The organism is Sporolactobacillus pectinivorans, from assembly GCF_002802965.1.
Classification (GTDB): domain Bacteria; phylum Bacillota; class Bacilli; order Bacillales; family Sporolactobacillaceae; genus Sporolactobacillus; species Sporolactobacillus pectinivorans.
In genome coordinates, this window is record NZ_NXGA01000001.1 from 895,829 (window position 1) to 907,995 (window position 12,167).

At 43.8% G+C, this 12,167-nt stretch carries 10 protein-coding genes; 7 read left to right on the top strand and 3 right to left on the bottom strand.

Annotated features, from left to right (window positions below; translation table 11 throughout):
* Positions 1–547: 547 nt before the first annotated feature.
* Positions 548–3,061 carry a glycoside hydrolase family 32 protein gene (locus tag COP04_RS04495; RefSeq protein ID WP_239984761.1) on the bottom strand — a complete coding sequence of 838 codons (2,514 nt, stop codon included), beginning with the start codon at positions 3,059–3,061 and terminating at the stop codon, positions 548–550.
* 998 nt (positions 3,062–4,059) lie between these two features.
* Between COP04_RS04495 and COP04_RS04500 the strand changes: the two genes are divergently transcribed.
* Complete coding sequence (locus COP04_RS04500; RefSeq protein WP_100486890.1) at positions 4,060–4,497, top strand: helix-turn-helix domain-containing protein; 438 nt, start codon at positions 4,060–4,062, stop codon at positions 4,495–4,497.
* 185 nt (positions 4,498–4,682) lie between these two features.
* On the opposite strand, the gene COP04_RS04505 is transcribed toward COP04_RS04500, so the two are convergent.
* On the bottom strand, positions 4,683–5,771 hold the full coding sequence (locus tag COP04_RS04505) for a glycoside hydrolase family 113 (protein ID WP_100486891.1): 1,089 nt from the start codon (positions 5,769–5,771) through the stop codon (positions 4,683–4,685).
* Positions 5,772–6,114: 343 nt separating this feature from the next.
* Positions 6,115–7,545: a glycosyltransferase family 2 protein gene (locus COP04_RS04510; protein ID WP_100486892.1), complete on the bottom strand. Its 1,431-nt coding sequence runs from the start codon at positions 7,543–7,545 to the stop codon at positions 6,115–6,117.
* Between the two features lie 258 nt (positions 7,546–7,803).
* Between COP04_RS04510 and COP04_RS19410 the strand changes: the two genes are divergently transcribed.
* From COP04_RS19410 to COP04_RS04530, 6 genes are all read left to right on the top strand, one after another.
* Complete coding sequence (locus tag COP04_RS19410; protein WP_157800172.1) at positions 7,804–7,950, top strand: AbrB/MazE/SpoVT family DNA-binding domain-containing protein; 147 nt, start codon at positions 7,804–7,806, stop codon at positions 7,948–7,950.
* A 301-nt stretch (positions 7,951–8,251) separates the two neighbouring features.
* On the top strand, positions 8,252–8,470 hold the full coding sequence (locus COP04_RS19415) for a hypothetical protein (protein WP_157800173.1): 219 nt from the start codon (positions 8,252–8,254) through the stop codon (positions 8,468–8,470).
* 71 nt (positions 8,471–8,541) lie between these two features.
* The gene (locus COP04_RS04515; protein ID WP_100486893.1) at positions 8,542–8,877 is read left to right on the top strand and encodes a tyrosine-type recombinase/integrase; all 336 of its coding nucleotides are present in this window, start codon (positions 8,542–8,544) and stop codon (positions 8,875–8,877) included.
* A 493-nt stretch (positions 8,878–9,370) separates the two neighbouring features.
* Positions 9,371–10,216, top strand: coding sequence for an AraC family transcriptional regulator (locus COP04_RS04520; protein WP_100486894.1), 846 nt, complete (start codon positions 9,371–9,373; stop codon positions 10,214–10,216).
* An 82-nt stretch (positions 10,217–10,298) separates the two neighbouring features.
* Positions 10,299–11,498, top strand: coding sequence for a multidrug efflux MFS transporter (locus COP04_RS04525; protein WP_100486895.1), 1,200 nt, complete (start codon positions 10,299–10,301; stop codon positions 11,496–11,498).
* 30 nt (positions 11,499–11,528) lie between these two features.
* Positions 11,529–12,134 carry a hydrolase gene (locus COP04_RS04530; RefSeq protein ID WP_100486896.1) on the top strand — a complete coding sequence of 202 codons (606 nt, stop codon included), beginning with the start codon at positions 11,529–11,531 and terminating at the stop codon, positions 12,132–12,134.
* Positions 12,135–12,167: the final 33 nt, after the last annotated feature.

Here is a 12,167-nt window from a genome sequence, read left to right on the forward strand (position 1 = left end):
TCAAGCTTTCATTATTCCTGCAAACGCTGTTGCCTGCTATTAGGCAGATCAATTTGATCCATGAGAATATTGTTAGATTGGCTTTACGGAGATTAAGTCCAAACTTCACATTCGTTATATATCAGAAAGGCTATGTTTAAGTTCAATGTTGTTCCTGCCCTCCGCTGATTGGAGGGAAGTCGCGAGACTCATGCGGGATCACGAGCCTGGTGTGACCCCGCAGCGAGGGTACTAAGCGAGGAGGCTCACGGATCGCCCGCGGAAAGCGAGTGCATGGAGCGAAAACAACAGACAAATTTAACAAAGCCATCAGAAAAATAAAAACCATAGGGAACTTTTTACACTAATAAGGCTGAAAAAATGGGCAAAAAATTGGAAGCTTATTCACAACTGTGCCATTTTAAGCGATCAGTGGCTGCTCAAGTACGCTAAGTGTTGTCAGTATATTTGTAAATAAAAAGCCGTAAACGTATTTTTCTCATTTACGGCTTTTTTAAGTGAACTGATTTTTGCCTTTGTATCCTGTGAGCCTTTTAGTACCCTCTGGTTAATTCGAGGAAACGTTCCACGCAGATCGCAGTTGGTTTACCGTGAGAGATTGGAGATCTGTTGCCCCTCCGGTAGAAAATGCGGACATGCCGTTACTGCTTGGATCCGGAAAAATCTGATCTGTGAGCAGAACCGTTCCATCATTAGCGAATAGCTCAACGGAGGACCAATCAACCAGTATGGTGAAGGTTACTTTACCATTATGGTTTACTGTTAGTGGGGCACTCTGCACACTTGGAAAATCAGAACTGAAACCGACACTTCCTGAACCTGTCCGGTCGATGTACACTTCTCCTGTTGTACTGTCATAACCGACAGTCGTTTTTTGATCAGATCCCGTTCGTAAATTTAAACCGAAAGATTTTGCTGAACCAGCTTTGAAAGTGGCGACAAGCTTGTACGCTTCGCCTTTCATGGGTAATGCAGTGGTTCCTGAATTGATTTTAAGGTTTTCAAGATGCGATGCAGATCCACGCAGTTCGTTCAGCTGCTGAACCGGCTTTTGTGCTAACACTAACGTTCCATTGACGTCACGAAGCGTCAGCTCTTTAGGGATAGTCATGGCACTGCGCCATGGTGAAGTAGGGATAGACTGGCCATAGTTCCAGTTATTCATCCAACCGATCATAATTCGTTTGCCACCAGGCGCATTATTATACGTACTCACAGCATAGTCATCTGCACCGTAATCGATCCAATGTGCACGCTGGATACTGGACAGGGCCGGTGCATCTGCGAGAGTAAATTGGTCTGCAAGGATGTGACCCCAACCACCTGTCGCATTGTCGGATATCACAATCTGAGCTTTCTTGCCAATCAAGTCATGGACATTCCAGTTGGTCCAGTCAAGATTCTCACTGTTCTGGCCGGTGCTGCTGCGTACTACCTGACCGTCGACGATCAGGTTGACTGATGTGTCTGTAGCCCACGGGGATGCCTGCTGGTCAGAGAAGACAATGTCGCCAACCATGAGATGGCCCCATCCGGTATCGCCGGTATTCTGATCGACAATCTGAATCTGAGCCTGTTTGCCAATGTATGAACCGACATTCAGGGATTTCCAGGTGAGACTGCCACTGCCTGTCCCCGTGGCTGAGGCGACGACCTGGCCGTCAACGATCACATTGACGGCAGTTGGATCCAGTTGATCATTCGGGTGATTGCCGCCTGCAATCTGAAGATTGATATATTTGTTCTTAATGGTAAAGGCAGGTGAGGTGATGGTGCCGGTACCGGGATCGCCATCAGGTGTATAGGTGTCCAGAACCTTAGCGCCGATCTGACCAGGCAGGCTCTCTGTGGTAGGACCAGAATTTGTAAAGGAACCGGTGGCAGTCCAGCCGTCCCCATAGGTACTGCCTTGGAAATCCGCAAAGATCGTCCCGTTTGGAATGGTACCCTCCGGAACAGAACCCGGAACATAAGGATTGTTGCCACCACCGATTTGAAAGTTCAGGTAGTTTTTATCGATCGTGAAAGTCGGTGAAGTCATGTTTCCTGTCGACCCATCGCCGCCGTTAAAACTATTGATGAATCCCTGACCACTCCAGCCGGTGACGGGTGTCTGTCCGGGAAGGCTGCCCGTGGCGGGCGCACTGCCAAAAGCATTTCCAGTGACAGTCCAGTTGTTAAACGTTCCGTCATCAAAATTGCCGAGTGATTCGCCGCTCGGGGACGTATACGGTTTGTCATCGGAAGTGAATGTTTTTCCATTAAATTCTCCTATAAAGTACTGAGCGCCAGAGCCACCAGCAATCCCACCCGGGTTCAAATTAACCAGCAGCACCCATTTTTCTTGCCCGTGTTTATTAGGGTTTGGCAGCGGAAATAAATCTGGGCATTCCCAAACACCGGCAGTATCTCCGGCAGGACCAAAATCGCTCAAATGAGTCCAGTTTTTAAGATTCGGTGAGCTATAGAAGCTGATCTCGTGCTGGTCGGAAAGTGCGACAGCCATAACCCATTCATGGTCTGGGGCGTACCAGAACACTTTCGGATCGCGGAAATTATCAGAACCAATATCGAGTACCGGGTTTCCAGAGTATTTTGTAAAGGTGCGGCCATTATCTGTACTATAGGCGAGTGCCTGCGACTGCTTGCCCGTACTCTTGTCTACGCTTGTATAGATAGCGACCATCGCCGGATTTCCTTTTTTGCCCAAGCCGGTAGTGTTATTCTTATCCACAACGACACAGCCGGAGAAAATCATTTCCTGTGCGTCCTGTGGTATAGCAACTGGCAGTTGTGTCCAATGGACCAAATCGCGGCTTACGGCGTGTCCCCAGGACATATTGCCCCATGTGTCGCCTGATGGATTATATTGAAAGAAAAGGTGATATTCACCGTGGTAATAAACGAGTCCATTCGGATCGTTCATCCAGTTCTGGGCTGGTGTGAAATGAAATTGCGGACGATAGGTTTCCATATAAGTGGTACTCCTGGCATTGGCAGGCCCGATCATTGCAAACGATGTGGCTACCATTGCGAATGTTATGACGACAGCAATCGTCAATTTTCTGTATCTTCTTTTTACTGCATGTCTGAAAACTTTACAGACAAAGTTCATAAGCATAAAATACACCAACTTTCACTAGTTATCAAAGTTCCATGTTCCATCATCTTTGTTTTACGTCCATGTCTGATATCTTTCCTTTTCTCCGCGTTGCCTGGCTCAACAACTTATAGAGCCAATATTCTTGGCAAAGTTCGATATTTGGTTCAGAAGTAATCCCCACTAGTACAGACAATTAGCTATTGATGCCCCCTCTCTGGTCTTTACTCTTCTTCCATGCAACTGCTGTGCCAATTTATGTATTAAAAAAAGTGTTTTGGAAACGCTTTCATCAAACTGTTTTCACAGCCTTGATTTATTAAGTTAAAACAGTAACTGCCCTTTCTGAAACAGTAAGATCCAAAATTGATTCACTATATTTGTCAAATTGTTACTTTTTGACACACATCTTTGATCTTAAGCCGATAATAAAACACTATTTGAAGCTGATCTTGAGGCAACTTGGATCATCTCAAATGATTATTGGATCAGATGCCACCATCCATTTCAGTCCAGAAAAAGACGGCATATGACGTAGTTAAAGGCGAGAACTAACTCTAAAAACTTGTCCTCTGGCAGGGGTGTCTAAGATTGATAGATCCAGCTGAAGCATTGACAAACAGGAAATCTAAAAGTTGATTGAAAAATTGCCAGACATAAATGGTGTTTTACGATTTGAAAATGAAGTCGCCAAGAATTTTTTAGATGTTTCGTAGATTTACTGGAAGATTAGCGAGGATCGTATGCCGTAATGTCTAGGTTGCACGTAGGTAGGGCAAGAAAGTGGGATTCTTGATGAATTTGGACACCAGCAAATGTTTCCTGCAGCGTTTAGGAAAACGTGTGATACTTTTTTGCCGAAAGGCATCGTCAAAATTATAAGATAAGATGTATTCTCCGGTTTTTGATTGACAATTAACTGCAGCTTATATCGAATTCAAAGGGAGTGTTTTATCGTCATGATTAAAAATGAAACCGCATATCAGAAAGCCATTGAAAAGTTAAAACAGGATCAAGAGTATATCAACAGTGAAAAAAAACGATTTGAAAAAATGAAACTGAATGCTGAACAAGTTGACATGGCAATACAGCCGCTAATATCTTTTCATGAACAATTGAAGGCAGAAGTCGAATATTATGAGCGAATCAAGCGAGGTACCTTTAATCCAATATATAAATTTACAGACATAGGGAAGACACTCATTGCATATAGAATTTATTTGAATTTGCCACAAGTTGAATTAGCTAAACGGTTACGGGTAAGCGAAGCTCAAGTATCCAGAGATGAAAGAAACGAATACTATGGTGCGACTACTGAAAAAATTGAAAATGTTATGAAAGCTATGGGAATCAAAGCCACGATCAATATCGAAATTACAGAGGAACTGGGGGCATGATTATCAATAGGACTTAATTTCCTTCAGAAGCAATAAGCAGGAAGATAATTAAAGAGTAGCGGAACATTTGAGCTTTTTGATGGCTGAGGTGTTTTTTGTTTGTAAGCATCAAATAATATTCATCTGGAGTATAGCGAGTGTAGTGCACCTCGAATATGGGCATTAAAATGATGGCAACGCTTCTCTTAATGGTTAAAATTCGAACGGATGACAGCCTCAGTGCTTTTTCTGACAAAGCTGAAATTGCCTGTACCCGTTTCCAATTCTTGTTCCGGGTCCTGACGGATATCGAGTGTCCAGTAGTAAATGCCACATAAATGCGCTTCTTTGGCTGCCTTGTAAATGGCCTGAAACCAGTTGGCCTGAACAGACGCATTAACGGGTGCTTTACTGTCCCATACAAAAGGTTTGTGATACATCCCTGATTGCGCGGCAATACCTGTTTCCTGTATTGTCAGTTTCCTGCGGACGGCGAATGGTTGCTGAATCAACCAGTCGTACAATGCCTGAGTCAATTGACTGATCGTGGCCTGATCATTCAGATGAACGCGCGGGTAGGCATCGATTCCAGGTTCGAAGGGCATTGACGGGAAGTTATCCCAGTTTGTCGCATAGCTGAGCGTGCCGCGAAATCCCGTTGCCCATATTTTTGCCTTAAGTGTGTTCCATTCCATTATTTGCGGCTGCAGCGATGTCAGTTCAGAACCTACTACAAGTTCATCAACCTTAAAACGTTTGGCAATTTTAGCATATTTTTCAATTAACTCATCGTAGGATTGGAACCATTGTTCTGTATTTTTTGGTTCAATCGATCCGCGCCAGGCAATAGGCTGCTCTTTTACAATGTTTGTTTCGTCGATAATCGGACGCAGCATGACACGTAATTGGCGCTTCTTTGCTTCCATAAGAGCATAAGTGAGCTGGCCCTGGCTGGGTGTTGCCTGACTGGCATAGACATGGGTCGGCGTGACCCCATCGGTGTAAATCGGAAAACTGATACCGACAGCGTTGGCCCCTAGCTTAACGATATAATCAAGATTCTGGTTAATTCGTTGTCTTATGAGTGAGTCAGCCATTCCGTCGACGTGGAGATAGATCTGTATGCCCTTTTGAAAGGTGTTTTTTTTCCATGGACTTGCCACAACAGCTGTAGAAGGAACATTCAATGGTTTTGTCCCTGTGATGCGATGTTTTTCCCTTGACTTATTTGTTAAGCTGCAACCACTCAGTATCAGGATTGCAGACAATACGATGATCAATATGATTTTCCACATAAGTTGAGCCATCCTTATTGGAGTTGATTTTTTATGGCTGCCCCTGATTGATCAACTGATAAGTATTTATATGGTGCACAAAGCACTAAGGCGATAAGTTATCAGCTATCAAGCCTTGAGTGAATGCCAATGGGCGCTATAACAATTTACAAGCCGGACAATGAAAAAGGGGTCGTACATTGGACAGGCATATAACAACACAATCTCCAATGGGACTCCCTGATCAACATCACGACTAATCTCGGATACGGTGTCGTATATGACACAATGCCCCTGTTGCACAGAATTCTTCGGATTCCGGGACAGATCTGGCCGGACTTCAGGAAATGTAGCTAAACAGGGCTCATTTTTTTACAACATCGAATCCCTTTGGTTTCTTAAATCCATAAATCACGCCGACGGATTCAAGCAGACTGAAAGGCCACAGTAAAACAAGCTGGGCAATGGTCCAGAAAACACGTGTGAATCGGTTTTTGATGCCATGTTCATCCAGATTTGCCTTCAGACCTGTCAGATAAAGTGTTGCGAATGAGGCGAATGACAGATTTGCCAAAAGGCGAACGACGGGGTTGACCTCATAGCCAAAGGCAAAATGAGCAAAAGTATATAGTCCGGCAAAAGGGGCCAGGGTCCACAGCGCTGTGTTCATGCCTAGGCAGATCCGCCAGCGCAGTTTGACCGGTGCATGGAGTGAAACCAGCTTCAGTCCTGAATACCATCGGCGCCGCTGTTTGACAAAATCTTTGACAGACTCAGTCGATTGTTCTTCAAGATAGCCCTTGCACCAACGCGTTCTGACCCCTTTCTGCATCAGCACCAGGGCCCAGAAAGCATCTTCAGTAATTGAGCCGACAGGACCGAAATCAAAGGGCGCTTTTTTCTCGATATCGTTTCGTACGACGATATAGGAACCGTGCAGTCCGAAAATTGTTTTCCCGAGCAGGTGCTGAAAGTAAAAACGGGCAAAATCATCCCCCGTGCGCACATTATCAGCTAGAGTCAGCCACGGGTGTTCACGCCATTTGCGATGGTAAAGAATGGCACCTTGGCCGATCCGCAGTTCGCCTGATGCTTCTTCTTCAGCAATCATTTTGGCAATCCCCTTAATTCCTGAAGAAGTCGGTTGTGTTTCCTCGTCCAAGTGGACGATCCATGCATCTTCCGGCACTTTGGAATAAATGGATGCGTAATACAAAGCACGTGCCTTGTATAATGATTTTCTAGGTGTGACATATCCGTTCGGGATGACCAGATAGTGCACATGACTGTCTTGGGGTAACTGATCAAGAGGCACATCCTCAATCACAACTTCTACAAGATAATTGAACAAAGGATGCCTTGACATCTCGTCGATACATCGATTGACAGTGCTTGCTACCGCTGAAATGTTTGTCCCGCGCGTGACGATGCGCCAGACAACGAATTGCTGAATCTCCCGCACCGTGTCCAGGTTCTCAGGATAGCGATAGGAGATCATGCCCAGAAATCCGAAGAAGCCTGGAAGGACCGCTCCGCACCATAACAAATCAAGCCAGGCGTAAATATTCTGGACTACCCCATGTGGCTGGGTACCGTGAGGCCACAGCCAATTCTGAATGAAATAGAGTGCAAGAGTAGTCAGGGTCATGACGCAAGCGATTCTTGTCCGGTGTCCCGTAATGATCCCAAGCAGTTTCCAGTCACGCTTCGGTTCGAGCCCGGTGTCCGTGACCAAGGGCGAAGCCGGCCTGGTTCGTTGTCTGCCAACAACAGATGTTACTGATTCGTCCGCCATACATATACCATCCTTTTCTCTTCGAACAACTTGTTCACCACTTTTTTCAGATAGGTCTATTAAATGATTTGAAAGTAGTGATTATGCCAGTAAAATTAATGAGTTGAAGATGATCGAAGGAGTGGTGGAAATGGTGCCTAGAAGCGAATAAATTGGGGAGTGGGCGGACTTTTGTCAAACTATCCGAGAAGGTTAATGTAAATAACGTGTTAGTGTGTTTACAAAGAACACTTGCACATAATGAACGGGAGAAAAAATATGAAGAGTATTACGAACGTGGAAAGAAAAATCAAGCGGATGGGTAACAGCTATGGAACGACTTACCCTCAGAAGGTTCTGGAACATCTTCATGTGGGAGATGGGATTACTTTCACTATTTTGGATGACGGAACGGTCACGATTTAAAAACCGAAAAAAGTGAACCTTCCTGCAGAAATTGATGCAGAATTCATTGAAAAAAAAGAATATTTCGCGATAAAAATTGCTAATCAGGAAAATAGGGCCAACGCATCTGAAATGAACATCTGGATTGAAAATCACTCAACTCAAAGATAAGAGAGGCCGTGCCAAAAGTTAGTCTCCAAAAGAAAGATCGAGAGGAGAGATCCAAGAGCGATATCAGTAAGGCTCAGAACGGGGACTATACCAGGAAGTCGGTAGACTTACCACGGAACCCACGTGGCTTAAAAAAAATCTGGCTACGACGATGACTCGAAATGAACGGGTGCATCTGGTCGACTGGAACAAACCGGACTGGTCCATTCAGAAGCAGGCGGAGCTGCTCTCGCTGAATCGTTCCGGTCTTTACTACCGACCTGTTCCTCCCTCGTCCAGAGAACGAGCCCTGCGGAAACGGATTGATGAGTTGTACACCCGGTATCCCGTTCTTCGGCTCTCGCCGAATGGCCGTCCAGCTGAACCATGAAGGCGTGACGTCAACCGTAAAGCGGTCCGGCGTCTCATGCGTCAGATGGGGATTGAGGACATCCATCCGGGATCAGAAACAAGGAGCGAAAAACACCTTATCCTGCAGAGGCTCGACGTGCGGCGCAAAAATATCTTGAAACTCGTTTGGATGATAATCCGGCTCTGTTTATGTCTAATTACAGTCGTCGATTGACGAAGCGATCAGCACAAAGAGTGATTGAAAAATATGGTTATCACGTACACCAGCTCCGGCATACCTGTTTTCGAAACATGCTGAAAAGCGGCTGGGATCTTGTTGAAGTCGCCAGTTTTGCCGGTCACAAATCAATCGAAACCACGAGGAGGTATACTTTACCTTCTGAGGAAGAGATCAATGAAAAAGCAAACAAAATCTATTCTGATTGAGATAGCGGCCCATGAATGATACGCCTTATCAGCAACTTGTCAATTTCGCACAAGAAGAACTTAAACGCCTTCAGGATGGTGGCACGTTATATCGTCAAAAGACAGCACGTTTGGTGAACGAGGGTTTGTGTCACTTATCCGACATGGAAACATTTTAGACTAAGGTTTTCATCCATAAATGCAGACTTTTACATTACAAGCCATTTTAGGGCAATTTAAGACATAGGAGGGTAAAATGAATGAATAAGCAGAGTTTGTCCTTGGTCCTTCAATCCCCAGTGATTCACGCCTGCAACTTAGGCTTGCAACAGATCCGGAGTGAATCCTTGGAAACCAGAAGTATCTTCACAGGCCACCATTCGATTCACTCGGTGAAAAACCGGTAAGTGTAGGTTTTTTTTATTAACCGCTATAATACATGATCAGAAACGGATGAAAACAAGCGAAGTTTTTCTGAGAAAATTGTAGTACCTTTTTATTGATGGAGGAAAGCATGAACGCTAATAATCTTTTTTTTCATATTCATTACTGTAAGTGCAGGAAACTTGATGAATCTGAAAGATATTCAAGGAAAATCACCAGAACGATTCAGCATCATGAACTCATTCTTTTTACTGGGGGAAAGGGATACATAACGATTGAAAAGAAAAGCTATCCGATAAAAGGAGGTAGACTTTTCTATATCTGCCCGGATGTCCCTCATTCTATAGAGTTGAATGTTATCGAATCCGATTCGGAAAAACCGCTCTATTTTCTATCCGTACATTTCAGTTATGCACGTGTGCGTCTTAACAACAGCCAATGGGAAATCAAAAACGAAGCGAAAAGACTTCTGGCGCACTTTACCTGGGAATTAAAGGATTATTATTCGATTGAAGAATTATTCAAGGCATTAGTGGATCGTTGGGATGCGAAACAGCCAGGGTACGAGTTTACAACTCAGACTTTGCTTCAGCAATTGCTGATTGCCACGGCTCAGAATATAGAAAAGCACAATCGGAATTACTCGATTTCATTAAAAATGGAAAGAATAATTAACTACATGCATCAACGTATAAATAACAAAGTGACGTTGACCGAATTGTCAGATCTGGTACAGTTGTCACCTGCCTATTTGTCAAGAACCTTCAAAGACACTACAGGTTGTTCAGTCATTGGTTATTTTAACAAAATAAAAATTGATAAAGCCAAAGAACTGATTATTGAAAGAAATAAAAAGATAAAAGAAGTGGCACAAGTGCTCGGGTTTGCGGATGAATTTTATTTCAGCCGGCTATTCAAAAAAATGGAGGGGATAAGCCCCTCAGAATTTTATAGCAAAAATGTCCATGGATTATAAGATCATGCATGTAATAAAGCTAATTATCGAGCTAAGATGAAGGATGTTATCGTTCATTACTAGCAAGGAGGGCTTCTAATTCATGCCGATCTGGAAAAGAAATTTATGGGTTTGCTGGTTTGGAATGTTTGTAACAGGTGTGGGCATGAGCCAGATCGCGCCGGTATTGCCGCTATATATAAGGCATCTTGGCGTCGACAATACCGCTTTAATTGCTCAGCTTTCAGGAATTGCCTTTGGCAGTACCTTTATCATTTCAGCTATTTTTTCACCAATTTGGGGTCACGCTGCTGACAAATTTGGACGAAAACCGATGCTATTGCGCGCCAGCCTGGGTATGGCAGTAGTTGTCGGCTGCATGGGTTTTGCACCCAATGTATACGTATTAATCGGACTCCGGTTATTGCAGGGCGTTATCACAGGTTATAGCACAGCCTGTACGACATTGATTGCCACTCAGACGGATAAGGAACATGCAGGATGGGCTTTAGGCACACTTTCAACGGCAAACATTGCCGGTTCTTTGCTTGGGCCAATGATTGGCGGGTTCATAGAAGAAAACCTGGGTATGCAAAATGTATTTTTTATAACAGGGCTGCTTATGCTGATTTCATTTTTGACCACTCTTTTATTTGTAAAAGAGTCTTTTCATCGTCAAGATAAAAGGGTGCTCAGTATTAAGGAAACATGGAGGAGCGTTCCTGAAAAAAGCTTAACGATTACACTGTTTGTGACCTTTTTTATATTAACGGTGGCATTGTATTCGGTAGAACCGATCGTCACCGTATATATTGCTCAGCTGTCTCATAATACCAGTCATATTGCTCTGCTAGCCGGAATGGCATTCTCAGCTGCAGGGCTGGCAAATATCATTGCCGCTCCAAGACTGGGGAAACTTTCCGATAAAATAGGACCGCAGAAGGTTATGCTCATTGCACTATTAGTGGCGGGATTCATTTTCATACCGCAAGCTTTTGTAAATAACGCTTGGCAGTTTATGGGACTTCGCTTTTTATTAGGGTTAGCAATGGGAGGTTTGAGTCCTTCTGTTAATATCCTGATTAAGAAAATTACACCGGATGCGATTACGGGCAGAGTTTTTGGTTTTACCATGTCAGCCGGCTATTTAGGCGTGTTTGGAGGCTCTGTTTTAGGCGGTCAAGTGGCAGGTTGGTTTGGTACCAAATATGTATTTATTGTTACAAGTGTCTTGTTACTGATCAACGCCGTATGGGTTTATTTTAAGGTATTTCGAAAACTTAATGTACAGGAAGCGGCATGACAGAAAGTAAATTGAGTGTGAGAAAGGAAAATGAAAAATTTGACACTAACAGAAAGCGAAGTAATAAAAGCCGAAAAAACAGCGCTCGTTGTGATAGATTTGCAAAATGGCATTGTAAACAGTCAGCGTGCACCTTATACCAGTGCGCAGGTTGTTCAAAATGCAGGAAGATTAGTTCATGCATTTACTGAGAAAGGGGCTTTTGTTGTTCTTGTGCGTGTTTCATCTGTTGATGGAAAAGATATATTAAAGCCAAAAACAGATTTGAAAATCAGCATGGGCAAATTTGAAGAGGACTGGGATTGCCTTGTGCCTGAACTGGAAAGCATATCAAATGCCCACTTTATTACAAAAAGACAATGGGGAGCCTTTTATGGTACTGACCTTGACTTACAGCTGCGGCGACGTGGAATAGATACGATTGTGCTATGCGGTATTTCTACTGGAATTGGTGTGGATACTACAGCAAGAGAAGCGCATCAGCGTGGCTACAATCAAATTTTTGTGGAAGATGCCATGACTGCTTCAACAAAAGAAGAACATGATTATGTTTGTCGCTACATCTTTCCCAGGATTGGTAGGATTCGTACAAGCGAAGAAGTGATTGGCCTTATTGGCGAAAGTTCAAATGCTTAATTTCAACAACCCGTTCGTCCATTGATTAAGTTT

Coding starts and splice junctions, on each gene's coding strand:
- COP04_RS04500 (WP_100486890.1), top strand. CDS start 4,060: ATGATTAAAAATGAAACCGCATATCAGAAAGCCATTGAAAAGTTAAAA.
- COP04_RS04505 (WP_100486891.1), bottom strand. CDS start 5,771: ATGTGGAAAATCATATTGATCATCGTATTGTCTGCAATCCTGATACTG.
- COP04_RS04510 (WP_100486892.1), bottom strand. CDS start 7,545: ATGGCGGACGAATCAGTAACATCTGTTGTTGGCAGACAACGAACCAGG.
- COP04_RS19410 (WP_157800172.1), top strand. CDS start 7,804: ATGAAGAGTATTACGAACGTGGAAAGAAAAATCAAGCGGATGGGTAAC.
- COP04_RS19415 (WP_157800173.1), top strand. CDS start 8,252: ATGACTCGAAATGAACGGGTGCATCTGGTCGACTGGAACAAACCGGAC.
- COP04_RS04520 (WP_100486894.1), top strand. CDS start 9,371: ATGAACGCTAATAATCTTTTTTTTCATATTCATTACTGTAAGTGCAGG.
- COP04_RS04525 (WP_100486895.1), top strand. CDS start 10,299: ATGCCGATCTGGAAAAGAAATTTATGGGTTTGCTGGTTTGGAATGTTT.
- COP04_RS04530 (WP_100486896.1), top strand. CDS start 11,529: ATGAAAAATTTGACACTAACAGAAAGCGAAGTAATAAAAGCCGAAAAA.